This window comes from Microbacterium sp. NPDC012755, assembly GCF_042901325.1.
GTDB lineage: Bacteria > Actinomycetota > Actinomycetes > Actinomycetales > Microbacteriaceae > Microbacterium > Microbacterium natoriense.
In genome coordinates this window covers 1,924,533-1,947,980 of the sequence record NZ_JBIBCT010000001.1, presented here as the reverse complement: position 1 = coordinate 1,947,980, position 23,448 = coordinate 1,924,533, and the positions used below count along the sequence as shown (strand labels likewise).

27 protein-coding genes are annotated in these 23,448 nt (G+C 68.4%); 11 read left to right on the top strand and 16 right to left on the bottom strand.

Going from position 1 to position 23,448, the window contains the following annotated elements:
• Positions 1-630, bottom strand: a complete 630-nt coding sequence (locus ACFY5A_RS09010; protein WP_105675984.1) for a histidine phosphatase family protein — start codon at positions 628-630, stop codon at positions 1-3.
• A 1-nt stretch (position 631) separates the two neighbouring features.
• Positions 632-1,006: a DUF5684 domain-containing protein gene (locus tag ACFY5A_RS09005; protein WP_105675982.1), complete on the bottom strand. Its 375-nt coding sequence runs from the start codon at positions 1,004-1,006 to the stop codon at positions 632-634.
• Positions 1,007-1,135: 129 nt separating this feature from the next.
• Between ACFY5A_RS09005 and aspS the strand changes: the two genes are divergently transcribed.
• Positions 1,136-2,917, top strand: coding sequence for an aspartate--tRNA ligase (gene aspS / locus ACFY5A_RS09000; protein ID WP_387233301.1), 1,782 nt, complete (start codon positions 1,136-1,138; stop codon positions 2,915-2,917).
• 232 nt (positions 2,918-3,149) lie between these two features.
• On the opposite strand, the gene ACFY5A_RS08995 is transcribed toward aspS, so the two are convergent.
• Positions 3,150-3,980 carry a sulfite exporter TauE/SafE family protein gene (locus ACFY5A_RS08995; protein ID WP_387233298.1) on the bottom strand — a complete coding sequence of 277 codons (831 nt, stop codon included), beginning with the start codon at positions 3,978-3,980 and terminating at the stop codon, positions 3,150-3,152.
• Between the two features lie 25 nt (positions 3,981-4,005).
• Between ACFY5A_RS08995 and ACFY5A_RS08990 the strand changes: the two genes are divergently transcribed.
• From ACFY5A_RS08990 to ACFY5A_RS08965, 6 genes are all read left to right on the top strand, one after another.
• Entirely contained in the window at positions 4,006-4,521 is a 516-nt protein-coding gene (locus tag ACFY5A_RS08990) for a GNAT family N-acetyltransferase (protein ID WP_223587043.1), read from the top strand.
• A gap of 201 nt (positions 4,522-4,722) precedes the next feature.
• The gene (locus ACFY5A_RS08985) at positions 4,723-5,862 is read left to right on the top strand and encodes an ABC transporter substrate-binding protein (protein ID WP_105675974.1); all 1,140 of its coding nucleotides are present in this window, start codon (positions 4,723-4,725) and stop codon (positions 5,860-5,862) included.
• Entirely contained in the window at positions 5,859-6,788 is a 930-nt protein-coding gene (locus ACFY5A_RS08980; protein ID WP_387233294.1) for an ABC transporter permease, read from the top strand. Before ACFY5A_RS08985 ends, ACFY5A_RS08980 begins: the two co-directional genes overlap by 4 nt.
• Positions 6,785-7,579, top strand: coding sequence for an ABC transporter permease (locus tag ACFY5A_RS08975; RefSeq protein ID WP_223587046.1), 795 nt, complete (start codon positions 6,785-6,787; stop codon positions 7,577-7,579). The genes ACFY5A_RS08980 and ACFY5A_RS08975 overlap by 4 nt, the downstream gene beginning before the upstream one ends.
• Entirely contained in the window at positions 7,576-8,655 is a 1,080-nt protein-coding gene (locus ACFY5A_RS08970) for an ABC transporter ATP-binding protein (protein ID WP_387233291.1), read from the top strand. The genes ACFY5A_RS08975 and ACFY5A_RS08970 overlap by 4 nt, the downstream gene beginning before the upstream one ends.
• A 108-nt stretch (positions 8,656-8,763) precedes the next feature.
• The gene (locus ACFY5A_RS08965) at positions 8,764-8,943 is read left to right on the top strand and encodes a DUF1508 domain-containing protein (protein ID WP_105675965.1); all 180 of its coding nucleotides are present in this window, start codon (positions 8,764-8,766) and stop codon (positions 8,941-8,943) included.
• Positions 8,944-9,017: 74 nt separating this feature from the next.
• Here the strand turns inward: ACFY5A_RS08965 and ACFY5A_RS08960 are convergent, their stop codons facing one another.
• The 12 genes from ACFY5A_RS08960 to ACFY5A_RS08905 all read right to left on the bottom strand — a co-directional run bounded on the left by ACFY5A_RS08960 (position 9,018) and on the right by ACFY5A_RS08905 (position 18,671).
• Positions 9,018-11,405, bottom strand: coding sequence for a bifunctional lysylphosphatidylglycerol flippase/synthetase MprF (locus ACFY5A_RS08960; protein WP_387233288.1), 2,388 nt, complete (start codon positions 11,403-11,405; stop codon positions 9,018-9,020).
• Positions 11,402-12,703, bottom strand: a complete 1,302-nt coding sequence (locus tag ACFY5A_RS08955) for an alpha/beta hydrolase (protein ID WP_387233286.1) — start codon at positions 12,701-12,703, stop codon at positions 11,402-11,404. The genes ACFY5A_RS08960 and ACFY5A_RS08955 overlap by 4 nt, the downstream gene beginning before the upstream one ends.
• Positions 12,704-12,813: 110 nt before the next feature.
• The gene (locus ACFY5A_RS08950; RefSeq protein ID WP_341940129.1) at positions 12,814-13,569 is read right to left on the bottom strand and encodes an amino acid ABC transporter ATP-binding protein; all 756 of its coding nucleotides are present in this window, start codon (positions 13,567-13,569) and stop codon (positions 12,814-12,816) included.
• Positions 13,566-14,309, bottom strand: a complete 744-nt coding sequence (locus ACFY5A_RS08945) for an amino acid ABC transporter permease (RefSeq protein ID WP_341940130.1) — start codon at positions 14,307-14,309, stop codon at positions 13,566-13,568. The genes ACFY5A_RS08950 and ACFY5A_RS08945 overlap by 4 nt, the downstream gene beginning before the upstream one ends.
• A gap of 86 nt (positions 14,310-14,395) precedes the next feature.
• Complete coding sequence (locus ACFY5A_RS08940) at positions 14,396-15,205, bottom strand: basic amino acid ABC transporter substrate-binding protein (protein WP_387233282.1); 810 nt, start codon at positions 15,203-15,205, stop codon at positions 14,396-14,398.
• 131 nt (positions 15,206-15,336) lie between these two features.
• Positions 15,337-15,639 (bottom strand): Dabb family protein, encoded by a 303-nt coding sequence (locus ACFY5A_RS08935; RefSeq protein WP_387233279.1) that lies wholly within the window; start codon positions 15,637-15,639, stop codon positions 15,337-15,339.
• On the bottom strand, positions 15,636-15,923 hold the full coding sequence (locus ACFY5A_RS08930) for a glutaredoxin family protein (protein ID WP_105675517.1): 288 nt from the start codon (positions 15,921-15,923) through the stop codon (positions 15,636-15,638). Before ACFY5A_RS08930 ends, ACFY5A_RS08935 begins: the two co-directional genes overlap by 4 nt.
• The gene (locus ACFY5A_RS08925; protein WP_105675515.1) at positions 15,920-16,222 is read right to left on the bottom strand and encodes a rhodanese-like domain-containing protein; all 303 of its coding nucleotides are present in this window, start codon (positions 16,220-16,222) and stop codon (positions 15,920-15,922) included. The genes ACFY5A_RS08930 and ACFY5A_RS08925 overlap by 4 nt, the downstream gene beginning before the upstream one ends.
• Before the next feature lie 81 nt (positions 16,223-16,303).
• Positions 16,304-16,402: a 30S ribosomal protein bS22 gene (locus tag ACFY5A_RS08920; protein WP_003792170.1), complete on the bottom strand. Its 99-nt coding sequence runs from the start codon at positions 16,400-16,402 to the stop codon at positions 16,304-16,306.
• A gap of 100 nt (positions 16,403-16,502) precedes the next feature.
• Positions 16,503-16,694 carry a helix-turn-helix domain-containing protein gene (locus ACFY5A_RS08915; RefSeq protein ID WP_105675513.1) on the bottom strand — a complete coding sequence of 64 codons (192 nt, stop codon included), beginning with the start codon at positions 16,692-16,694 and terminating at the stop codon, positions 16,503-16,505.
• 75 nt (positions 16,695-16,769) lie between these two features.
• Positions 16,770-17,699 (bottom strand): cyclase family protein, encoded by a 930-nt coding sequence (locus tag ACFY5A_RS08910; protein WP_387233276.1) that lies wholly within the window; start codon positions 17,697-17,699, stop codon positions 16,770-16,772.
• A 39-nt stretch (positions 17,700-17,738) separates the two neighbouring features.
• The gene (locus ACFY5A_RS08905; RefSeq protein WP_387233274.1) at positions 17,739-18,671 is read right to left on the bottom strand and encodes a TetR/AcrR family transcriptional regulator; all 933 of its coding nucleotides are present in this window, start codon (positions 18,669-18,671) and stop codon (positions 17,739-17,741) included.
• A gap of 118 nt (positions 18,672-18,789) precedes the next feature.
• Here ACFY5A_RS08905 and ACFY5A_RS08900 point away from each other — a divergent pair, with 118 nt between their 5' ends.
• Positions 18,790-19,674 (top strand): ATP-binding cassette domain-containing protein, encoded by an 885-nt coding sequence (locus ACFY5A_RS08900; RefSeq protein ID WP_387233271.1) that lies wholly within the window; start codon positions 18,790-18,792, stop codon positions 19,672-19,674.
• Entirely contained in the window at positions 19,671-20,468 is a 798-nt protein-coding gene (locus tag ACFY5A_RS08895) for an ABC transporter permease (protein ID WP_387233268.1), read from the top strand. The genes ACFY5A_RS08900 and ACFY5A_RS08895 overlap by 4 nt, the downstream gene beginning before the upstream one ends.
• 222 nt (positions 20,469-20,690) lie before the next feature.
• On the opposite strand, the gene ACFY5A_RS08890 is transcribed toward ACFY5A_RS08895, so the two are convergent.
• Positions 20,691-21,107 (bottom strand): helix-turn-helix transcriptional regulator, encoded by a 417-nt coding sequence (locus ACFY5A_RS08890; protein WP_105675503.1) that lies wholly within the window; start codon positions 21,105-21,107, stop codon positions 20,691-20,693.
• 106 nt (positions 21,108-21,213) lie between these two features.
• On the opposite strand from ACFY5A_RS08890, the gene ACFY5A_RS08885 reads away from it, so the two are divergent.
• Positions 21,214-22,644, top strand: coding sequence for a TrkH family potassium uptake protein (locus tag ACFY5A_RS08885; protein WP_105675501.1), 1,431 nt, complete (start codon positions 21,214-21,216; stop codon positions 22,642-22,644).
• Complete coding sequence (locus ACFY5A_RS08880) at positions 22,637-23,308, top strand: TrkA family potassium uptake protein (protein WP_105675499.1); 672 nt, start codon at positions 22,637-22,639, stop codon at positions 23,306-23,308. Before ACFY5A_RS08885 ends, ACFY5A_RS08880 begins: the two co-directional genes overlap by 8 nt.
• Positions 23,309-23,448: the final 140 nt, after the last annotated feature.

The window sequence follows — 23,448 nt, the reverse complement described above, 5'->3', positions numbered from 1 at the left end:
TCAGACGGCGCCGACGTCCACGGCGCCCTCGGTCGTCGCCGGTTCCGCATAGGCGACCTCGCGCCACACGTCGCCGACGAGCTCGAACGACGTGACGCTCGACAGCGCACATCTCCGCGTGCGCGGGTCGTGCCGCAACGGCAGGCCTGCCACGCGGAGATGCGTGATCCAGATCGGCGCCTGGTGCGAGACCATCACCACGTCGCCGTCATCGGCTGCCTGCCAGGCCTCGCCCATGGCGCCCAGCATCCGCTCCGCGATCGAGGTGTACGGCTCGCCCCAGCTCGGCAGCGACGGCTGCCGCAGATGCCACCAGTTGAGCGGATTCATGAGAGAGCGGCGCATCCGAGTGCCCTCGAACACGTTGGTCGGCTCGATGATGCGGATGTCGATCTCCGGCACCAGGTCGAACCGCACCGCGAAGGGCTCCGACGACTCCTGCGCCCGCTCCAGCGGCGAGGAGTACAGGGCGGCGACCGGCCGATCCAAGGAGGCCACGTGATCGGCCGCCGCCTGCGCCATGCGACGTCCCGCGGTGCTCAGGTGGTAATCGGGCAGCCGCCCGTAGAGCACCCGCGCGGGATTGTGCACCTCGCCGTGGCGGACGAGGTGCAGTCGCTTCGCCGGCACGTCAGGCCTTGCTGTAGCGGGACTCGCCGAAACCGAGGATCAGGTAGCCGATGTAGGGGAACAGGAACAGCAGGAAGAACGAGAAGACGCCGCCCTTGCCGAAGCGCTCACCGAGCTTGATCGCCACGATGATGCCGAACACGAAACCGACGATCGGGATGAGGTACAGCAGTGCGAGCCATCCGGACATCCCGGCGATGCGCACCAGGATGACGATGTTCACGATCGGGATGATCGCGAGGATGCCGGGGTACCCCGCCTTGGAGAACACCTTCCACAGGCCGATGGCCACCAGGACGTAGAAGACGAGCGCGATCAGACCGGTCGTGCCGGAGAAGATCGATGCGTAGAGATCGGAGATGCCGTTGGAGTCCACGATGCACCCTTTCTGTGTGATGGCTGTGTCGAGGCGATCATACTGATCGACACCACACCGGCGGGGAGGCGATCCGCGCCCACGTAGAATGGGCGGGTTCATCATTTCCCAGATCAGGAGGAATCCTCCGTGCTTCGCACTCACTCCGCAGGCTCCCTGCGAGCCGAGAACATCGGTCAGACCGTCACCCTCACGGGCTGGGTCGATCGTCGTCGTGATCACGGAGGAGTCGCGTTCATCGATCTTCGGGATGCCTCGGGCATCGCCCAGGTCGTCATCCGCGACGAAGAGGTGGCCCACCCGCTGCGCAACGAGTTCGTCCTCAAGGTCACCGGAGAGGTGTCGCGTCGCCCGGACGGCAACGAGAACCCGAACCTGCCGACCGGCGAGATCGAGCTCATCGCGAGCGACGTCGTCGTGCTGAACGAGTCGGCCCCGCTGCCGTTCCAGGTCTCCACGGCTCTCGCCGAGACCGAGAACGTGGGCGAGGAGGCTCGCCTCAAGTACCGCTACCTCGACCTGCGGCGTCCTGCGACGGCATCCGCTCTCCGTCTGCGCTCGAACGTCTACAAGGCGATCCGCGACGTGCTGCACGCGGAGGACTTCACCGAGGTGGAGACGCCGACGCTCACGCGCTCCACCCCCGAGGGCGCCCGCGACTTCGTCGTGCCCGCGCGCCTGCACCCGGGCAGCTGGTATGCACTGCCCCAGTCGCCGCAGCTGTTCAAGCAGCTGCTCATGGTCGGCGGCGTGGAGAAGTACTTCCAGATCGCGCGCTGCTACCGCGACGAGGACTTCCGCGCCGACCGTCAGCCGGAGTTCACGCAGCTCGACATCGAGATGAGCTTCGTCGACCAGGAAGACGTCATCGCCCTCATGGAGTCGCTCGTCGTCGCCATGTGGAAGACGATCGGCGTCGAGGTGCAGACCCCGCTGCCGCGCATCACGTACGCCGACGCCATGGCGAAGTACGGCTCCGACAAGCCCGACCTGCGCTTCGGCCTGGAGCTCGTCGAGGCCACCGAGTACTTCGCTGAGACGCCGTTCCGCGTGTTCCAGGCGGAGTACGTCGGCGCCGTTCGCATGCCCGGCGGAGCCTCGCAGCCCCGCAAGCAGCTCGACGCCTGGCAGGACTGGGCCAAGCAGCGCGGCGCCCGCGGCCTCGCCTACGTGCTCTTCAACGAGGACGGTTCGCTCGGCGGCCCCGCCGCCAAGAACCTGTCCGAGGCCGAGCAGGCAGGGCTCGCGGCGCTCGTCGGCGCCGAGTCCGGCGACTGCGTGTTCTTCGCCGCGGGTTCGGCGAAGGAGAGCCGCGCGCTCCTCGGCGCCGCGCGCGTCGAGATCGGCCGCCGCCTCGGCTACCTGAACCCGGACGAGTTCGCGTTCACCTGGGTCGTCGACGCTCCGATGTTCGAGTCCGCAGCGGATGCCGTCGCCTCGGGCGACGTCGCCGTGGGCGCAGGGGCATGGACCGCTGTGCACCACGCCTTCACGGGCCCGAAGCCCGAGTTCGAGGACACCTTCGACACCGACCCCGGCTCGGCTCTCGCCTACGCGTACGACATCGTGTGCAACGGCTCCGAGCTCGGCGGCGGATCGATCCGCATCCACCGCGAAGACGTGCAGAAGCGCGTGTTCGAGGTCATGGGCATCAGCGACGAGGTCGCACAGGAGCAGTTCGGCTTCCTGCTCGACGCGTTCAAGTTCGGCGCACCGCCGCACGGAGGCATCGCGCTGGGCATGGACCGCGTGCTGCAGCACCTGTCGAAGAGCGAGTCGATCCGCGACGTGATCGCCTTCCCGAAGTCGGGCGGCGGCTTCGACCCGCTCACCTCAGCTCCGGCGCCCATCAGCCCCGAGCAGCGCGCCGAGGCCGGCGTCGACTTCGTCCCGGAGGACGTCGAGGCCTGACCCTCGCACGGCGCCCGACCACCCGCTCGCTGAGCGACCTCATCCTCCCGGTCGTTGAGCGAGCGAAACCATGCGGTCACTGAGCGACCCCAGCCACCCGGTCGTTGTGCGACCTCAGCCACGCGGTTGCTGAGCGAGCGAAGCCTCCCGGTCGTTGAGCGAGCGAAGCGAGACGAAACGCCTCATGTTCCCTGGAGCATGGGGCGTTTCGTCTCGTCGCTTCGCCCCTCGCTCAACGACCGGGCAAGCCGAGCGCCGGGGCGATGTTCTCGTTCCAGACGTCGAGGCCGAGCTTCGCGATGAGGCCGATGACCACGATGAGGAAGACGACGCGGATGAACGTCGTGCCGCGGGAGATCGCCATGCGCGACCCGAGGTAGCTCCCCGCCACGTTCGCGACGGCGAGGATGCCGCCCAGCAGCCACAGCACCGAGCCGTGCGGGATGAACAGCAGCAGCGCCCCGGCGTTGGTCGCGAAGTTCACGATCTTCGCCTTGGCGCTCGCCTGCAGGAAGTCGTATCCCAGGAGAGCGACCAGGGTGATCACGAGGAACGTGCCGGTACCGGGGCCGATCATGCCGTCGTAGAAGCCGATCCCGAGGCCGGCCGCCCCCGCCGCGATGTGATGCCGGTGGCCGCTGAAGCGCAGCTGCGTCGCGGCCCCCATCTGCGGGCGGAAGGCCGTGAACAGCGCCACGGCCAAAAGCGCGACGACGATGATCGGCTTGAATGCGGCGGACGGGAGCACCGTCGCGACGGCCGCCCCGCCGAACGACCCGAAGAGCGCGATCACCGCCATCGGCACCGCCGTGCGGATGTCGGGCTTGGCCCTGCGGTAGTAGGTGATGCTGCTCGTCGCCGTGCCGAAGACAGAGGCGAGCTTGTTCGTCGCGAGGGCCTGCACCGGAGCCATCCCGGGGATCAGGAGCAGAGCGGGCAGCTGCAGCAGACCGCCGCCACCCACGACGGCGTCGATCCAGCCGGCGGCGAACGCGGCGATCACGACGAGGATCAGCGTGCCCCAGGTGAGCTGCTCCAGCCCGAGCACAGCGCCGATGTCCATCCGCCCAGGATGTCAGACTGGGAGCATGCTCGACGCCCTGCCGCTGCCGCACGTCTTCGAATCCCGAGCCGGACGGGCCACGCTGAGGCGCGCGACGGCTGACGATGCGGATGCTCTCATCACTCTGCTCTCCGACGACCCGATCAGCGCGGCGCGGGGCGACGTGGCCTCGGCCGAGGACCGTCCCGCGTACGAGACCGCCCTCGCCGAGATCCTCGCCGAGGCGTCGAACGACCTGGTGGTCGTCGAGCTCGACGGCCGCGTCGTCGGCACGATGCAGCTGACGTCCATCCCCGGCATGGCCCGCCGCGGCGCACGGCGGCTCCTCGTCGAAGCCGTCCGAGTCCGGAGCGATCTGCGCTCATCGGGGATCGGGTCGGCGATGATGCGCTGGGTGGCGGATGCCGCGGCCCCCGCGCTGGATGCGGCGATGGTCCAGCTCACCTCGGATGCGGCCCGCGTCGACGCGCACCGCTTCTACGAGCGGCTGGGCTACACGGGCTCGCACGTGGGCTTCAAGCTCCGCATCCCTCAGGACTGACCCCGGCGACTGACCCGGCGCCTCTCCCCGGGGCCTCTTCCCGGCGCCTCTCCCCGGGGCGTCAGCCGACCCGCAGCATCCGTCAGCCACCACCCGGTCATCTGTCGTTCACCGGACCCGCGACGATCGGCAACCTCCACCCCGTAGCGTCCACTCGCAACCCGACCCGGCGTACCCGCGCCGGACACCGAGAGGACCCTCATGGCACACTTCCCCCGCCGCGCCCGCTTCGGCGCCGGCATCGCCCTCGCCGCCACGGCCGCGCTCGTCCTGGCCGGATGCGCATCCGGCGGCGACGCTCCCGCCGCTGATGGCGACAAGGTCGACGCGGCATCCGCGACCTCCGTCTCCGACTTCGGCACGTTCGCCGACCTCGAGGCCGCAGCCAAGGCCGAGGGCGCGCTCAACGTCATCGCCCTCCCCCGCGACTGGGCGAACTACGGCGAGATCCTCGATCTCTTCGCGAAGAAGTACCCGGAGATCACCATCAACGAGGCCTCCCCCGACGTGTCCAGCGCCGAGGAGATCCAGGCCGCCGAGACGAACAAGGGCCTCGACACCGCGCCCGACGTGTTCGACCTCGGCATCGCGGTCGCCCTGCAGAACACGAAGAGCTTCGCCCCCTACAAGGTGCAGACGTGGGACGAGATCCCCGACAACCTCAAGGAGTCCACGGGTCTCTTCGTCGGCGACTACGGCGGGTACATGTCGATCGGCTACGACTCGTCGAAGTACGACGCCCCGAAGACCCTCGACGACCTGCTCGGCGCCGACTACAAGGGCGCCGTGGCGCTGAACGGCGACCCGACGCAGGCCGGAGCGGCCTTCGCGGCGGTCGGCCTCGCCACCGTGCAGTCCGACGGCACCCTCGACGACTTCGAGCCCGGCATCGACTTCTTCTCGAAGCTGCAGAAGGCCGGCAACCTGCTCAAGGTCGACGTGACCACCTCGACCGTCGCGAGCGGTGAGACGCCCGTCGTCTTCGACTGGGACTACCTGAACACGTCGCACCAGAAGGACAACGAGAACTGGAAGGTCGTCGTCCTCCCGGGCACCGGCTACTCCAGCTACTACAACCAGGCGATCAACGCCGACGCCCCGCACCCGGCGGCCGCGCGCCTGTGGCAGGAGTTCCTGTACAGCGACGACGTGCAGAACCTGTGGCTCAAGGGCGGCGCACGCCCGGCCCGCGTCGACGCGATGACCGAGGCCGGCACGATCGACAAGGACCTCCTCGCGAAGCTCCCCGAGGCCCCGGAGAAGACGGTCGTCCCGACCGAGAAGCAGTCCGCCGACGCCGGAAAGCTCCTCGGCGAGAAGTGGGCAGCGGCGGTCCAGTGACCTCGACTGCGCTGACGGGGGCGGATGCCGCGGCATCCGCCCCCACCCCGACCGCCGGACCCTCGCGGGTCCGGCGGTTCGCCCCTTCCTTCTCCTGGCTGGGACTCGTCCCCTTCGCGGTCTACGTGGTCCTGTTCCTCGCCGTCCCGACGGTGCTCTCCATCGGCTCGGGCTTCTTCACGAAGGACGGCAGCTTCACCTGGACGAACCTGACCGCCCTCGTCGACCCGGTCGTGCTCACGACCTTCGCCAACTCCGCCTGGCTGTCGCTGCTGACCGCCGCCGTCGGAGCGGTCGTCGGCGCTCTCGTCTGCTACGCGCTCCTCGGCATGAACCCCGAGGGCATCGTCCGTCAGACGGTGGATGCCGCGGCCGGCGTGCTCGCCCAGTTCGGCGGCGTCATGCTCGCCTTCGCCTTCATCGCGACGATCGGCATCCAGGGCGTCATGACGCTCCTCCTCAAGGACACGTTCGGTCTCAACATCTACGAGAACGGCACGTGGCTGTACGAGCTGCCCGGGCTGATCCTGCCCTACATCTACTTCCAGGTCCCGCTCATGGTCATCACCTTCATGCCCGCCCTCGCCGCTCTCAAGCCGCAGTGGGCCGAGGCCAACCTCACGCTCGGCGGCACCAGGACGAGCTTCTGGCTGCGCATCGGCATCCCGGTGCTCGCTCCCTCGTTCCTCGCCAGCCTGCTGCTGCTGTTCGCCAACGCGTTCTCGTCGTACGCGACCGCGGCGGCCCTCGCCAGCCAGGGGTCGCAGATCGTTCCCCTGCAGATCCGCACGGCGCTGACCAGCGAGACCGTGCTCGGCCGCGAGAACCTCGCAGGGGCCCTCGCTCTCGGCATGATCGTCATCGTCGGCATCGTGATGGCGCTGTACTCGTCCGTCCAGCGTCGGGCTGCGAGGTGGCAGGCATGAACCGCCTCGGCCCCTCGCCACTGACCCGCTGGATCATCGGCATCCTCGTCGGTGCGTTCTTCGCGATCCCGTTGGTCTCCACGCTGCTGTACACGCTGCGCGATCCGAAGGGCGGGCTCTCGTTCGCGCGCTGGATCGCCCTGTTCGACCCGGTGAAGTCCGCCGCGATCAAGCCGATCTGGATCGGTCTCGGCAATTCGCTGGTGCTCGCCCTCGTCACGGTCGTGATCGTGCTGCTGATCCTCGCACCGACCATGATCCTCGTGAATCTTCGTTTCACGAGGCTCAAGCCGGTGTTCGAGTTCGTCGCCCTGTTGCCGATCTCCATCCCCGCGATCGTGCTCGTCGTCGGCCTCGCCCCGATCTACCTGCAGATCGGGCGGGCACTCGGCACCGGGACCTGGACACTCGCGTTCGCATACGGCATCACGGTTCTGCCCTTCGCCTACCGCTCGATCCAGGCATCCATCGACGCGGCCGATCTGCGCACCCTCTCGGAGGCCGCGCGCTCGCTCGGTGCCAGCTGGCCGACCGTCGTCCTCCGGGTGCTCGCACCCAACCTGCGCCAGGGGCTGCTCGCCGCTTCCCTCATCTCGATCGCCGTGGTCCTCGGCGAGTTCACGATCGCATCGCTGCTGAACCGGCCCGTGTTCCAGACCGCCATGGTCGTGGTCGGAAAGCAGGACCCGTATGCCCCGGCGATCTTCACGCTGCTGGCGCTGCTGCTCGTCTTCGCCCTGCTCCTCCTCATCGGCCGCCTCGCGCGCGGCACCCGAAAGGCCCGCTCATGACTCTTCCCCGGACTGCCGACAACATCCTCCTCGCCGAGGCGGGAGAGGGCACCCGCGTGCAGCTGCAGGGCATCGTGAAGAGCTATGCCGGCACCACCGTGCTGCACGGCGTCGACCTCGACATCGCTCCGGGCGAGTTCGTCTCGCTGCTGGGCCCGTCGGGCTGCGGCAAGACCACGCTCCTGCGGGTGCTCGCCGGCCTCGAGGGCGCCGACCAGGGCGCCGTGCTCCTCGGCGGAGGGGACGTCTCCCGCGTGCCGACGAACAAGCGCGACATCGGAATGGTGTTCCAGTCGTATTCGCTGTTCCCGCATCTGAGGGTGGTCGACAACACCGCCTTCGGTCTGCGTCGTCGTGGCACAGGCAAGGCGGATGCCGCGGCGCGGGCCCTCGACGCCCTCGCTCTCGTCGGCCTCGCAGACTTCGCCGACCGTTTCCCGCATCAGCTCTCCGGCGGCCAGCAGCAGCGCGTGGCACTCGCCAGGGCTCTCGTCACCGAGCCGAAGGTGCTCCTGCTCGACGAGCCGCTCTCCGCGCTCGACGCGAAGGTCAGGGTGCAGCTGCGCGACGAGATCCGCCGCATCCAGCTGCGGCTCGGCATCACGACGGTGTTCGTCACCCACGATCAGGAGGAGGCCCTCGCGGTGTCCGATCGGATCGCGGTGATGAACTCCGGCCGGATCGAGCAGATCGGCTCTCCCGAGCAGCTGTACACGACTCCGTCCACGGCAGGGGTGGCCGCGTTCGTCGGGCTCTCCAGCGTCGTCTCCGGAGTGGCCGAGGGCGATCACGTCACGGTGTGGGGGCAGCGGCTTCCGCTCCAGAACCCCGCGGACGGCCCCGTCGACGTGTACCTGCGCCCGGAGAACGTGTACTTCGCATCGGAGGCGGATGCCGCCACCGACGCCCTCGTCGAGGAGAGCACCTTCCTCGGCAGCATGCGGCGCACCCTGGTGCGCACGGAGTCGGGTGAGCTCGTGCGTCTGCAGCACTCCCCCGGCATCCACCCCGCCTTCGGAGACCGCGTGCGCATCGCCGTGTCCCCCGAACCCGTCGCGGTGCATCCGCGCGGTTGAACGCCGCCGCGACGATTCGTGACGACGCCCTTCCCCCCGCTGCCTCCCGGGGCTAGCGTGTTCCCGGGAGGGGCGTCGTTCCCTCGATCCGAAGAGAAAGGACGCCTCATGGCAGGCAAGTGGGAGCTGTACACCGACAAGTCCGGCGAGTACCGGTTCCGTCTGAAGGCGGGCAACGGCGAGGTCATCGCGCTGTCCAGCGAGGGCTACTCCTCGAAGTCGGGAGCCCTCAACGGCATCGACTCGATCCGCCGGAACGCCGACTCCGAGATCGTCGAGACCGACTGACCGTCGGACTCCGCATCACGACGAAGACCCTCCGCGGCCGATGAAGGCAGCGGAGGGTCTTCGCTATCCATGACTCAGCGCCGCAGAGTCCTCGCCAGGGCCAGGTACTCCGACGCCGTGACGTGCGGGAGATAGGCCCTGGCGAGCGCCAGCCCGATCGCCGGCAGCCGACCGGGATCCGGGTAGGCCATGTACAGGGGCCGGTACTCCGGATTGAACTTGGCTTTGAACTGCAGCAGCGAGCGGAACCCGTACGCCGGCTCCAGCACCCGCCCCAGCCACGACAGCAGCTCCGACATCGTGCCGTCGCCGATCTCCCCGGTCTGCGCCAGCGGCGCCCCGGAGAGGCTCATCACCGCGAGACCCTCTCCCTGCATCCGCAGCGCGGCGGACGCGAGCAGGAACTCCATCACGCCGGGCATCGCGTCATCCGCACGCCGCATGAAGTCCAGGGTCCACCCCACCCGCTCGCCGCCCTCCCACACCGGCAACCAACTGGTCACGGCCTGGAGGCCGCCGTCGGTTCCGATGGCGAGCATCAACGCCACGTCCGGGTCCTTCAGCTCGTCGAGACCGCCCAGGGTGAAGCCCATCTCGGGCAGCGCCTTCTCCGCGATCCAGTGCTCGCTGAGGGCCTCCAGCTGCGCCGAGAGCGCGGCGGGAAGGTCGCGCCACGTGGTCCACTCGGCGCGCAGCCCGTCGCGCTCCCCACGCCGGTAGGGCTGACGCACCTTCGTCCAGGAGCGCCCTTCGAGCCCGAAGCCCTCCAGCGGCACCACGGTCTCCTCACCGACGGGGATCTCCGTCCACCCCAGTGCACGCGTCACCGGAAGCGTCTCGTCGTGCACGCTGTAGAGCACCGGCATCCACCCCTGCCGATCGCAGAAATCGACGAAGCCGCGCACGGTCGCCGCGGCGTCCGCGCCGACCGGATCGGCGACCGCGATCGCGATGCCCGAGATCACCCGATAGGCCATCGCCCCGCCGCCATCCGGTGTGAACCAGTGCCGGCTGCCCTCCCAGGTGCCGAGGAACCCGAGCGTGCCGCTGTGCGCGTGCAGGAGCGCACGGTGGCGATCACTCTCATCGACGGACGCGCCGATCGCCGGCGCACGCAGCAGCCGCACCAGCGCGAACGCCGTCACGATCCAGAACAGCACCCCGATCAAGTGCCTCACGAGTGGGGCCACACCGCCGAAGTGCGTGTGCGGGTGCCCGTGGGTGAATCCCGCAGGCAGCAGACGCCGCAGGGAGTCCAGCAGCGCGAAGCCGATGTCTCCGCCGGACAGCAGCACCACGACGACCCCGACGACCAGGACGGATGCCGCGGAGACCGAGAGGGTGACGGCGAAGCGCCGCACTGCACTGCCCTCGGCCCTCACCGCGAACCGCCGACGTGTCGCCAGCAGGACGGCGGCCATCGCGATCGGGACGAGAAGGGCGACGACGGCGAAGCCGGGGAACGCCCGGTCGATGGCGACGATCTCCGCCGGATGCCGCAGATCGTCCATGCCCAGGCTCACGCCGATGAGCGCAGCACTCCCGACGTTCACGAAGAGCGCGAGGATCCACCCCGCCCTCCTCCCGGCCCGCACCCCCATGGCCGCGATCAGGCTGAGGAGAACCGGCGCGAGACTCGACAGGAGCGACCAGGTCCCGAAGCCCAGCCCGGCCACGCAGCGATCGGAGAGCTGCGCCGCGCAGCGGGTCAGGATCGCGTCGACGCCGGTGCCGCGGAACCCCGCGATCACCGGAGAGAGCGGCCCGACCCCCACCCCGGTGATCAGGACGATCAGCGGCCCGAGTCCTGTCACGGCGACCGCGGCGGCGACGAGCGCCCGCACCTCGCCATAAGAGCTGCGGTGCCACAGCGGATGCCGCACCCGACGCGCGAGCACCATTCCGACGAAGACTCCGATCACCGCCGAGAACAGCCGGTACACGCTGTCGACGTCGCCTCCGTACAGCGCGAACATCAGGAGCAGGGAGAATCCCAGCAGTCGGATACGCCGACGCCAGAGCGCAGGGGCGAAGGCGCTGGCCGCCATGATCGCTCCCACGACGCCGATCGCGGGGTCGAGCACCGGCTCGGCCGTTCGCGCCCAGACCGCGCCCTGCGATGCCGCGAGAGCCTGTGTGCCGATGCCCGCGAGAGTCCCGAGCACTCCGGTGCCCACGATCAGGAGGACGCTTGTGACGGTCCCCAGCAGCCGCTCTGAATACGCGAGGACCGTGAGGATCAGCAGCAGGGTCAGGATCAGCTCGATCAGCGAGTCCGGCACCAGCAGCGCGGTGAACGGCGTCCACCAGCGCCCGTCGGCGATCGCTGCCGGACTCGCCGCGAGCCAGCGCGGATGAGCCCTCCACAGCGTGCCGCAGACGAGCGATGTCAGTACGAGGGTCGCGGCGAACGACGACGACACCGGATGGGCGCGCAGGTGCCTCAGCGCGCGGGCGATCATGACACCAGCCCCCATCGCGGCGCGAGCACCCGCAGCGCCTCGTCGAGCCCGCCGGAGAGAGCGGGCCCGACGTGACCGGCTCCGGGGATCGAGAAGAACTGGGTCTCGAATCCGGCAGACCTCGCCGCTTCAGCCCCACGCTGCGCCGCTGGACTGTACACGTGATCGTCCGCACCCGCGGTGAACAGCGCGAAACGGCCCGCATAGGCGCCGGGGTGCTGCGCGAGCACGGTCTCGGGCTTGTTCGCATCGAACGCGGCCCGGTCACCGGCGAACGCGTTCTCGAGCACCGGCGTCGGGTTCTCCATCCCTGGGTACTCCTCCCCGGAGATGCTCACGAAGGAGCCCCAGATCTCGGGATGCGTCGCGCCGTAGAGGAAGGAGCACGCGCCGCCGTTGGAGTATCCGCTGATGGTCCAGTTCGCGGGTCCCGGCAGAACGCGCAGGTGGGTGCGGATCCACTCGGGGATGTCGGTGTTGATGTACGTCTCCACGCCTCCGTACGCACGGGAGTCGGCGCACCCGGGGTTCTGGTCGGAGGCCCCGAGCTGATCGGCCACGATCACGATAGGCCCGAGTCCCTGGTGCGCTGCCGCGAAGGCGTCGACGGCGGTCTGGATCGCGGTCGGCGACGGGCTTCCCGGCAGCCCCATCATCTGCACCATCACGGGGAGCGCCGGCGGGTCCTTCACGAGCGCCGCGGGCGGAAGGTAGATGGCGGCGTCACGGGGTTCGAAGCCGGCGGTCGAGGGGATGCGCTGGGCTCCCGACAGCTGTCGGACCTCCCCGTGCGCCGGCATGTCGGCCGGCGGACGCCAGGTCTGAGCGAGCGGCGGGTCGAAGCTGGGCGTCGGGAGCGGTGTGGAGAACGTCCCCGCCGGGGGCAGCGCCGACAGCTCGAGCAGGTCGCCCAGCGTGCGGTCGAGGCCGAATGCGGCGTTGACGCCCAACACGGTCGACAGCAGAGAGCCGAGGATCGCAAGGGTGGCGATCGCCTTCCGCCACAGCCCCGAGTCCCACAGGTGCACTATCCCGAGCGCGACCGCGGCGAAACCTCCTGCGGCCCACCAGGGAACCGCGTCCGGCAGCGGAGTGCCGAACACATCGAAGGCGTCGATCGCCCAGCAGACGACCGCCCCGAGAAGTGCCCCGACCGCGACGGCGACGACCATCCGGCGTACGCGCCGGATGGTCGTCCTCCGCATCGGAAGAGCGGCGAGCAGAAGCGCGGTGGCGCTCCACACGATCAACGGGAGCGTGCCCCCGGAGATGTCGAGACCCAGAAGCCCAGCAAGCATGCCCCCTCGATTCCCGCGACCACGTGTCGTGCTGACCTGATCGTAGGACCGCTCCCCCGCATGACTCCTAGGCGTGCGCTATGCGCCCGCTCGGAGTCTGCTGAGGCTCGTCAGAGGACGCGCGAGAGGAAGTCCTTCGTGCGCTGGTGCTGCGGGTTGCCGAGCACTTCGCGCGGATCGCCCTCTTCGACGATGTGCCCGCCGTCCATGAAGATGAGCCGAGAGCCGACCTCGCGCGCGAAGCCCATCTCGTGGGTGACGACGAGCATCGTCATCCCCTCGTCAGCCAGAGTGCGCATGACCTGCAGCACCTCGCCCACGAGCTCGGGGTCGAGAGCCGACGTCGGTTCGTCGAACAGCATCATGTCGGGGTTCATGCAGAGGGCCCGCGCGATCGCGACACGCTGCTGCTGACCACCCGAGAGATGCCCGGGGTAGGCGTCGGCCTTGTGCCCCATGCCCACGCGGGCGAGCATCTCATGCGCGACCTTCTCGGCCTCCTCCTTGCCCCGCTTCTTCACGCGCCGCTGGGCGATCGTGAGGTTGCCGAGCACGCTCATGTGCGGGAAGAGGTTGAAGCTCTGGAACACCATGCCGATGCGGGTGCGCACCCGGTCGATGTCGATGTCGGGGTCGGTGATGTCGATGCCCTCGATGAGCACCTTGCCGCCCGTGGGCTCCTCGAGCAGGTTCACCGAGCGCAGCAGCGTCGATTTACCCGATCCCGAGGGGCCGATCACGCACACGACCTCTCCGGCGGTGACGGTGAGATCGATGCCCTTGAGCACCTCGTTGTCGCCGTAGGTCTTGACGAGGCCCTGCACATCGATCGCGGGCGCGTGGACATCAATCAGGTCGGTGATCATCGCTGCTTCGCCATCCGTCGCTCCAGGTACGCGGTGAACCGCGTGAGGGGGATCGTCACGATCAGATACAGGATCGCCGCCATGACGAGTGGCGTCGCGTTCTGGTTCGCGCTCGTCGCGTCCTTCGCAAAGTTCGTGAGTTCCTTCGACCATGGCAACGTTCCAACGACGAAGAGTAGCGAGGTGTCCTTCAAGAGCAGCACGAACTCGTTGGTCAGCGGCGGGATGATGATCCGGAAGCCCTGCGGCACGACGATCCAGAAGGTGGTCTTCATCGGAGACATGCCGAGAGAGCGCGCCGCTTCCGTTTGCCCCTTCGGGACTGCTTGGAGACCCGCCCTGATCGTCTCGGCCATGTACGCAGAGGCGACGAGGACGAGACCAATCAGTCCGAGAACCACTGGACCGCCGAGTTGCGTCGCCCTCACGCCGGTGGCGATTGGCAACACGATGCCGATCGCGAAAATCGTGAGGATAGCCGGAAGCCCTCGGAACAGCTCGATCCATGCGGTCGCGATCCAGCGGAACGGGCCGATGCTCGACATCTTCAACAGCGCCAGTACGACGCCCAGCAACAATCCTCCGGCAAAGGCTGCCGCCGTGAACCACAGGGTGTTCACCAAGGCCATCGTGATGATCTCGGGGAACATCTTCGCCGCGATCTCCGGATTGAAGAACAACGGTCCGAGCCTTGCCCAATCGGCGCTGAACGCGGCCCAGACCACGACGGCGATCAGCACCGCGTAAACGGTGTATCGGTACAGCTTCTTCTTCTGAGCGCGCCTCAACGCCATTGTCAAGGTCCTCTCGTGTCCTGTTCGCCCGCTCAGTTCGCGGTGAAGTAGGTGTCGTAGATCGTCTGGTACTCGCCGCTGTCGCGGAGATCCTTCAGCGCGCCGTTGACCGCCTCAACAAGTTTGGTCTTCGTGCCCTTCTCGAAGGCGAATCCGTAGCTCTCGTTGGTGATGTAGGTCTCGACGATCTTGTACGCACCGTCGGCCTTCTCGTGCTCGAGGTTCACCGGCTGGTCCTGCAGGATCGCATCGATCTGCCCCGCCTGCATGGCCGGCCAGAGGTCACCGTCGCCCTGGTACTGCACGATTTGCGCACCCTTGGCGTTCTCTTTCGCGTAGGCCTCTCCAGTGGTTCCCTGCTGGACGCCGACGTTCTTGCCGTCGAGGTCCTTGATGCTCTTGATGCCCGAGTCGGTGCGAACGAGCAGCGACTGCAGAGAGTCGTAGTACGGCTCGGAGAAGTCGATGTTCTTCTTGCGGTCGTCCGTGATGGTCATCGCCGACGCCCCCACATCGCAGGTGCCGGCCGCCAGGGTCGCACCCGACTGAAGCGCCTCGAAGCCCACGTCCTGGACCGAGATCTTGAGGTCCAGCTTCTTGGCGATCGCGCCAAGAAGATCCAGATCGAACCCGGTGTACTCGCCGTTGTCTCCTTCGAACTCGAAAGGAGCGTAGGGGATGTCGGAGCAGACGGTGAGCGTGCCCGCGTCGACGAGGCCGTACGGGTCGTCGGCCGCGTCGCCGCCAGAACCCGCACCGGTGGATCCGCCGGCACAGCCGGCGAGAGCGAGGGTGGCGGTCGCCACGAGGGCGAGCCCGGCGAAGATGTTGCGACGCTGCATGTCAGCTCCTGTGAGTCGGGGGCGGATCACGCCCACGTACGGGTAGGAGTTCATCTTGACATGCGGTCAGCGGACCGCACGACGGCTGAGGGCCTCAGCGCATCACATTTGTGTTGCAAGTGCGCGAGCGCTCAGACCTCGAAGTCGACGGCGACGCGCGACGACACCACCGAGCGGATGTACACGGCGACCTCCTCGTGCGCAGGGTGCACCTGGTACTGCTCGATCGCCTCGACCGAGTCGAAGTCGGCGACGAGCGTCACGTCCCAGTTCACGTCGGCGAACGCGACGTTCGCTCCCGCCGAGATCGAACGCAGCTGCGGCACGACGCCGTCGAGCGCGTTGAGCCGACGGGCGACCTCTGCGGCCTGCTCGGCGCGCGCGGCGCCGTCTTCAGCGGCGAGCTTCCAGCTCACGACATGGCGGATCGTCATTTCGACTCCTTCGATGCGTCACGGGTCACTGCCTCTTCGAGCGCGGCGCGCAGCCGGTCGGCCGACAGCCGCCAGTGGGCGTGCAGCTCTCCGTCGATCAGCACGACGGGGATCTTCTCCCACCACAGCTCATACAGGGCGGGGTCGTCGGCGATGGACGCCTCGACGATCTCGATGCTCTCGGCCGCGGCATCCGGAAGCTCGGCGACCACCGCATCGATGATCTCGGATGCCACGTCGCAGAGGTGGCAGTCGGGCTTGCCGATCAGGGTCAGCGTCGTCACGCCGACGGGACCTCGACCTCGCGGCCCTCCGCGATCCACTCGGCCGTGCCGCCGTCGACGTTCGTGACGTCGTAGCCGCGGCCCTCAAGCGCCTCCACGACGCGAGCCGAGCGCCCGCCGAGCTGGCAGATCACGTCGAACGCCTCAGCGGGAAGCTCCTCGAGTCGGTTGCCGATCTCGGACATCGGGATGTTCACGGCCCCGGGGACGTGACCTGCGGCGAACTCATTCGCCTCGCGCACATCGATGAGCGGGGTGTTCGCACGGGCGGCGAGCTCGGCGACGGTGATCGACTTCATGGCATCCTCCTGGCGGTGTGGCGAGACGCGGGCAGAGACACAAAGCGCCCGTCCGGAGACAGGCGCTCGGTGTCTGGCCGCTTACTTCTTGTTGCGGCGCTGGTGGCGAGTCTTACGAAGCAGCTTGCGGTGCTTCTTCTTCGCCATGCGCTTGCGGCGCTTCTTAATGACAGAACCCACGGAAACCTCACTAAGTCAGGGGCTGGGCGTCGCACGTGGCGGACACCCGGGTACGGGCACGGAAAAATGCCTCGGAACAGTCTAGCAAACCAGCGGAGTGCTATCCGACGTCGGCGATCGGACGCTGCAGAGCCTCTGCGACAGCCGACTCGGGGACGCGGAAACTGCGCCCGAAGCGGATCGCCGGCAGCTCCCCCGCATGCACCAGCCGATAGACGGTCATCTTCGACACACGCATGAGTTCGGCGACCTCGGCCACCGTCAGGAACTTGACGTCAGGAACTTCGGGCATCCCACGTACCCCTTTCTCGATGTGCACACTCTATGTGTTGCCTGGGACGTGTGTAAACCCATGTGGCCCCTGTGATCAGTGGGACGGTCCCACGGTCGCGAACGCCCGCACGGGGAATGTGCCGAACCCACGCACCGCCGGCGGAGCCGCCGTGAACCGCGCACCCCGCGCCGGGACCTCGTTGAGGTTCGTCAGATGCTCCACCACGTGGACTCCGGCGGCGAGCAGGATGCTGTGGGCGGGCCGCTCCCCTCCGTTCTCCGTGTCGTCGATGTTGACCGCGTCGATCCCGACGAGACGGACCCCCTCGTCGACGAGGAACCGCGCGCCCTCCTCGGTGAGGAACGGAGAGCCCGCGCCGTACTCCGGGGCGCCGAAGAAGCGGCTCCACCCGGTGTCGAGGAGCACGGCGCTTCCGGAGAGCTCCCTGTCGGCGAGGGTGGCCGCGCCGATCCCTCGGCGGTCGGCGGTCCAGGCGTCGCGCAGGTGGAAGACCTCGGCGCGGAGTCCGACGAGCCCGCTCAGCTCCAGCGAGGCGAGGTCTCCGCCGTCGGCGTAGCGGTGGTACGGGGAGTCGAGGTACGTGCCGGTGTTGCCGATCATCGTGATGATGTCCATGGCGAACTCCGTGCCCGGCGCGTACTTCGCTCTGGAGTCCTCGCGGGTCAGATGCGGGGTGATCGTCGGCGCCGGAAGGCCGGGATAGGTGATGACACCGGCCTCGATGGGATGGCTGAGGTCGATCACCCTCAGTTCCTCGACCGGAACGGCATCCACTCCTCTGCTGCCGCGATGAGGCTCCTCGACGATGCGCACCCCGCTGAGCTCGACCTCGCCCACGAGCGCGAGGCCCAGGTGCTTCACCAGCAACGCGGCGATCTCGGCCTCGGCCAGTTCCGGACCAGGCAGGTCGAGCCGGAAGCCCTCCCCGCTCATCCCCCCGCCGTTGGCGAACGAGATCGAGAAGTCGAAGTGGGCGCGGTGCTCGACGGGTGCGGTGGCCATGAGCACATCATGGCAAAGGCGGGAATCGGGACGGGCCGATCAGCCGACCTTCTTCGCCTTCGCCAGACGCTCCCCCGCCTCGCGCAGCGCCTGGCGTTCGGTCTTGCGGGCCGCTCGCAGTGCCTTCTCCGCCTCCCTGACCGCCTTCTGCGCCTCCTTCAGGCGGCGGTCACCCGCGAGCTCTGCAGGATCGAGGTGGATCCAGTCCTGTGCCTCCCCGTGCGGTTCGCCGCGATCGAGGTCCGCGATGTAAGCGGCCACGCCATCGAGGAGCCTCTCGACGCCGAACCGGAAAGGGTCGGCCGTCGAGGTGAAGATCCCCTCGTCGATAGCGCGACGGAGCGCAGGGAAACCCTCGGCGTCGATGACCCGGTCGTAGAGCGCCGCCTCACGCTCGGCGACCTCGTCTGCGGAGAGCCCCGTGCCCCGAGCCTGCTCGGTGTACCCCGCCTGCACGATCCCGCACCACCGCGCGTCGCCCGTGACCGCGAGAGCGACGGCGAGCCGCTCCTCCGCTGTCAGCGGCGTCTGCCCGAGGGCCGCGAGACTCGCGTCGAGCCAGGCGGAGCTGTTCGGGGTGATCGGCGATCCGTTGATCGGCAGCGACAGCATCCACGGATGCCGGAGGTAGAGCAGCACCTGGGCCTCGAACAGCGCACGCAGGCGATCCCGCCAGCCGTCGTGGTCGAGATGCGACTCGGGCGGGAGGCCGGTGGCCTGCTCCTGCATGAGCAGCAGCAGGTCGTCCTTCGCGCTGACGTAGCGGTACAGCGACATCGGCGTGAAGCCGAGCTTCGCTGCCACGGCGGCCATGGAGACCGCGCCGATGCCCTCGGCGTCCGCCAGGTCGACCGCCGCGTCGACGATGCGCTCGACGCTCATCTCCCGCTTCGGGCCGCGCTGCGGATTCGCCGCGACGCCCCAGGCGAGGGCGATGCCCCGCGGCAGCTCCGGTGCTTCGTTCTCGGTCATGGAGCCATCCTACTTCTGTTTATTAAATAAACAGTGTGTTATGGTCATACACAGTTGCGTTGGGCATACACAGTTTCCGCCCGGCGTGGAGTCCATCACAGACGGAAGGGAAGACACGATGACAACCGCCATCGACGTGCACGGGCTGCGCATCGCCTTCGGAGACAGGACCGTCGTCGACGGCCTGGACTTCTCGGTAGAGCGCGGCGAGGTGTTCGCCCTGCTCGGCCCCAACGGGGCGGGCAAGACCACCACCATCAACATCCTCACCACCCTCATCGCACCGGATGCCGGAACAGCGACGGTCGCCGGCTACGACGTCGGCACGCAGCGCACCGAGGTGCAGCAGCGCATCAGCCTCACCGGGCAGTCGGCCGCAGTCGACGATGCCCTCACGGCGACCGAGAACGTGGCGATGTTCGCGCGCCTCGCCGGTCTCGACCGTGCGGCGGCACGGCTGCGCGCCGAGGAGCTGCTGGCGCGGTTCGACCTCGTCGACGCCGCCGATCGTGTCGTCCGCACCTTCTCCGGCGGGATGCGCAGACGGCTCGATCTCGCCCTCAGCTTCGTCGTCACCCCCGAGGTGCTGTTCCTCGACGAGCCGACCACCGGCCTCGACACCCGCAGCCGACGAGACCTGTGGGACATCATCCGCTCCCTCGCCGCCGCAGGCACCACCGTCTTCCTCACCACGCAGTATCTGGAGGAGGCCGACCAGCTCGCCGATCGCATCGCCGTGCTGCACGACGGTCGGATCGCCGCACTCGGGACGCCCTCCGCGCTCAAGGCGCGCATCGGCGGAGACACCGTGGAACTTCACGACGAGCGCGGAGAGCTGCTGAACGCGATCCCCACCGACGGCAGCGTCGCCGACCTGCGGCGAGCGCTCGACCAGCTCGCCGACGCCGCGGCCGACGGGGTCGTCACCCTGCGTCGCCCCACCCTCGACGACGTCTTCCTCGCCGTCACCTCCGGAGCCGCGAACGTGGAGGAGCACGCATGAGCACCGCATCCCCCGCCATCGCGCCCCGTCCTCCCCTGCGCGGCTTCGCCGCCGAGTCGGTCTTCGTCGGCAGGAGCCTGCGTCACTCCCTCCGCGACGGCGAATCGCTGCTCATGGCGATCATGCTGCCCGTGACGCTCATGCTCATGTTCACGTGGGTGTTCGGCGGGGCGATCGATCCGTCCGGCGCCTACGTCGACTACGTCGTTCCCGGCATCATCCTGACCTGCGCGGGCTATGGAGCGGCATCCACCGCCGTCTACGTCGCGAACGACATGCGCAGCGGCATCATCGACAGATTCCGGACCATGCCGCTGAGGGCCAGCGCCGTGCTCACCGGCCATGTGGTCGCCAGCCTGCTCCGCAACCTGCTGGCGACGGCGGTCGTGATCGGCGTCGGGGTCCTCGTCGGCTTCAGGCCCGAGGCCTCGTTCGCGGAGTGGACGGGGGCGGCCGCCCTCATCGCGCTGTACATCCTGGCGATCACATATCTGTTCGCCGCGATCGGACTCGCGGCGGGAAGCCCCGAGGGCGCGAACGGCTACGGATTCGCCCTGCTGTTCCTGCCCTATCTCTCCAGCGCGTTCGTCCCGGTGGCGAGCATGCCGTCGTGGCTGCAGCCGGTGGCGGCGCATCAGCCGATCACCCCGATCGTGGACTCCCTCCGCGGGCTCCTCACCCACGCTCCCCTGCACGCGGAGCCGCTGTGGGCGATCGGCTGGTGCCTGCTCATCCTCGTCGTGGCCGTGCTGTGGGGGTCCTGGCTGTTCCGCCGGAAGGCCGCGCGGCGGTGAGGATTCACTCGCGCCTGCCACAGCAAAGGCATAGGAATCGTCCCGGATCCGCACAGTCAGCTCTGGGAGCCTGACACCACGGTCCGAGCCGGGCACTGCTCGGACCGCCGCGGATATGGGGTCCGCACGACGCCCCTGATGACAAGCCCCCTGTCGTCAGGGGCGTCGCCGTCTCGGCGAGTCCTCCGATCGGCGGCGCCGTTCGGAGGACGACGGATGCCGTCAGGCGCTGAGCCTCTTGAGGGCGTTCGCGACGACGTGCTTGGCGGAGGCGGCCGCTCGTCCGACGACCTCGGCGGCATGCGCCGCCCCGTCGGGAAGGGGCTGACCGGGGTAGTCGATGTCGGGCGCGTCGTCGCCGTAGGCGTCCACCAGGAACGGGACCAGCCAGTCGTCGACCGCTCCGAGCGGCTCGACGGCCAGGCTGTAGAACCGGCGCTGGCCGTCTTCACGCACGTTCACGAGCTCCGCGTCCCTCAGCACCTTCAGGTGCTTCGACACGGTGGGCTGACTGATGCCGAGGTCGGCGACGATCTGGCTCACGCTGATGCCGGATTCTCCCTCGTCGCCGCGGCGCAGAAGGAGCTGGAGGATGTCGCGCCTCGTACCGTCTGCGATCACGTCGAAGATGTCCGTCATGAGTTCAGGCTAGTCGTCCGCGGCACGGAGTACCATGACGAAGGCCTGTCGAGCAGGTCTCTCGACCCGCACGAGGCGGTGAGGGCGAACACGGGAAGGGGAGGCGATGTCGGGCATCGCATCGGGTTCGTCCCCGCGACGTCGTCTCGAAGGCCTGGCAGGCCGCGCACGCCACATCATCACCTCGTCGCCGTCGCGCTTCGCCATCGTCGTGTTCGCACTGCTCATCCTGGTGTTCACGGTGCTGCTGTCGCTGCCGATCGCCTCGGCCAAGGGCGAGGTCACCCCGCTCAGCGACGCGCTGTTCACCGCCGTGTCCACCATCTGCGTGACCGGCCTCGCGACCGTCGACATGGCCTCGCACTGGTCTCCGTTCGGCCATGTGCTCGTCTTCATCGGCGTGAACGTCGGCGCACTCGGCGTGCTGACCCTCGCATCGCTCATGGGCATGCTCATCTCGAAGCGCCTCGGGCTCAGGGCCAAGCTCATGGCCGCGGGAGACACCAATCCGATGCGCGCGCACGGCGGCGTGGTGAACGAGAGCCAGACCGTGCGTCTCGGCGAGGTCGGCCAGTTGCTGATGACCGTCGCTATCTCCGCGCTCGTCATCGAGGGCTCCCTCGCGATCCTGCTCTACCCCGCGCTCGTCATGGCGGAGGTCGATCCGATCGCCGCGCTGTGGGAGGCGCCGTACTACGCGGCCATGGCGTTCACGAACACCGGTTTCGCGCCGAACGCCGGCGGCGTCGCGGTGTTCGCCGACGACTACCTCGTGCTCACGCTGCTGATGACCGGCGTGTTCCTCGGAAGCATCGGCTTCCCCGTGATCTACACGCTGGCCAAGCACGTGTGGCACGTGAAGAAGTGGTCGCTGCACACCAAGCTCACGCTCGTCACCACGGTGCTGCTGTTCTTCCTCGGCGCGGCCGTCTTCCTCATCCTCGAGTACAACAACCCGAAGACGTTCGGGTCGATGGATGCCGCCGACACCACCTTCCAGGCCTTCTTCCTGTCTGCCATGACCCGCTCCGGCGGCTTCAATGTGATCGACATGGCCGACCTCAACGGATCCTCGCTGCTCGCGGCATCCATGCTGATGTTCGTCGGCGGCGGCTCGGCATCCACGGCCGGCGGCATCAAGGTGACCACTCTCGCGGTCCTCGCCATCGCGGTGTGGTCGGAGGCGAAGGGACGGCAGTCGGTCGAGGCGTTCGGCCGCCGCATCCCGAGCGACGTGCAGCGCGTCGCGCTCAGCGTCGTCGCCTGGGGCGCCACGATCGTCGCGCTCTCGACGATCATCATCGCGCAGATCACGAAGGACGACATCAGTCACGTCCTGTTCGACGTGATCTCGGCGTTCGCGACCGTCGGCCTGTCGTCAGGCCTCACGGAGACGCTGCCGGACTCGGGCTCCTACGTTCTCGCGGCGACCATCTTCATGGGCCGCGTTGGTACAGTGACTCTCGCCGCGGCAGTCGCCGCGACGTCGCGATCGCAGTATTATTCGCTGCCCGTGGAAAGGCCGATCGTTGGTTGAAGTCCTCCGGGGCGACGCTCCCGTCCTCGTCATCGGCCTCGGCCGGTTCGGCGCCGCGTGCGCCGGTGAGCTCGACCGCCTCGACCGCGAGGTGCTCGCGATCGACGACAACCTCGAGCTCGTGCAGAAGTGGTCCGACCGGGTCACGCACACGGTGCAGGCCGACGCCAAGAACATCGACGCGCTGCGCCAGATCGGCGCCCAGGACTTCCAGGTCGCGGTCGTCGCGGTCGGCTCCTCGATCGAGGCGTCCGTCCTGATCACGGCCAACCTCGTCGACCTCAAGGTGCCGCAGATCTGGGCCAAGGCCGTCTCACAGTCGCACGGCAAGATCCTCGCCCGCGTCGGCGCCAACCACGTCATCTACCCGGAGCGCGAGGCCGGCGAGCGCGTCGCGCACCTGGTGTCCGGTCGCATGCTCGACTTCATCCGATTCGACGACGACTTCGTGCTGGCCAAGATGTACCCGCCGAAGTTCATCCGCGGCGTCGGACTGAACGAGTCGGGCGTCCGCACGAAGTACAAGGTCACCGTGGTCGGCGTGAAGAGCCCCGGCAAGCCGTTCCGCTACGCCGAGGCGAACACGATCGTCACGAACCACGACCTCATCATCGTGTCGGGAACCAACGTCGACATCGAACGGTTCGCCGCGCTCGACCGCTGAGCCCCGGCATCCTTCCGGAGCGGGTCTCCGCGCTGCGCGCGCGATGGCCTCCGAGCCCCTGGCCCCCGAGATCCGGTCGACCGCCCGGCATCCCGAACTCCGGCCGACCGCCCCAGATCCGGAAACTCCAGCACCCGCCA

Coding starts and splice junctions, on each gene's coding strand:
- ACFY5A_RS08900 (WP_387233271.1), top strand. CDS start 18,790: ATGACAACCGCCATCGACGTGCACGGGCTGCGCATCGCCTTCGGAGAC.
- ACFY5A_RS08890 (WP_105675503.1), bottom strand. CDS start 21,107: ATGACGGACATCTTCGACGTGATCGCAGACGGTACGAGGCGCGACATC.
- ACFY5A_RS08925 (WP_105675515.1), bottom strand. CDS start 16,222: ATGAAGTCGATCACCGTCGCCGAGCTCGCCGCCCGTGCGAACACCCCG.
- ACFY5A_RS08990 (WP_223587043.1), top strand. CDS start 4,006: ATGCTCGACGCCCTGCCGCTGCCGCACGTCTTCGAATCCCGAGCCGGA.
- ACFY5A_RS08970 (WP_387233291.1), top strand. CDS start 7,576: ATGACTCTTCCCCGGACTGCCGACAACATCCTCCTCGCCGAGGCGGGA.
- ACFY5A_RS08905 (WP_387233274.1), bottom strand. CDS start 18,671: ATGACCGAGAACGAAGCACCGGAGCTGCCGCGGGGCATCGCCCTCGCC.
- ACFY5A_RS08960 (WP_387233288.1), bottom strand. CDS start 11,405: ATGATCGCCCGCGCGCTGAGGCACCTGCGCGCCCATCCGGTGTCGTCG.
- ACFY5A_RS08910 (WP_387233276.1), bottom strand. CDS start 17,699: ATGGCCACCGCACCCGTCGAGCACCGCGCCCACTTCGACTTCTCGATC.
- ACFY5A_RS08965 (WP_105675965.1), top strand. CDS start 8,764: ATGGCAGGCAAGTGGGAGCTGTACACCGACAAGTCCGGCGAGTACCGG.
- ACFY5A_RS08985 (WP_105675974.1), top strand. CDS start 4,723: ATGGCACACTTCCCCCGCCGCGCCCGCTTCGGCGCCGGCATCGCCCTC.
- ACFY5A_RS08935 (WP_387233279.1), bottom strand. CDS start 15,639: ATGACGATCCGCCATGTCGTGAGCTGGAAGCTCGCCGCTGAAGACGGC.
- ACFY5A_RS08995 (WP_387233298.1), bottom strand. CDS start 3,980: ATGGACATCGGCGCTGTGCTCGGGCTGGAGCAGCTCACCTGGGGCACG.
- ACFY5A_RS08955 (WP_387233286.1), bottom strand. CDS start 12,703: ATGCTTGCTGGGCTTCTGGGTCTCGACATCTCCGGGGGCACGCTCCCG.
- ACFY5A_RS08915 (WP_105675513.1), bottom strand. CDS start 16,694: ATGCCCGAAGTTCCTGACGTCAAGTTCCTGACGGTGGCCGAGGTCGCC.
- ACFY5A_RS08975 (WP_223587046.1), top strand. CDS start 6,785: ATGAACCGCCTCGGCCCCTCGCCACTGACCCGCTGGATCATCGGCATC.
- ACFY5A_RS08940 (WP_387233282.1), bottom strand. CDS start 15,205: ATGCAGCGTCGCAACATCTTCGCCGGGCTCGCCCTCGTGGCGACCGCC.
- ACFY5A_RS08950 (WP_341940129.1), bottom strand. CDS start 13,569: ATGATCACCGACCTGATTGATGTCCACGCGCCCGCGATCGATGTGCAG.
- ACFY5A_RS08885 (WP_105675501.1), top strand. CDS start 21,214: ATGTCGGGCATCGCATCGGGTTCGTCCCCGCGACGTCGTCTCGAAGGC.
- ACFY5A_RS08895 (WP_387233268.1), top strand. CDS start 19,671: ATGAGCACCGCATCCCCCGCCATCGCGCCCCGTCCTCCCCTGCGCGGC.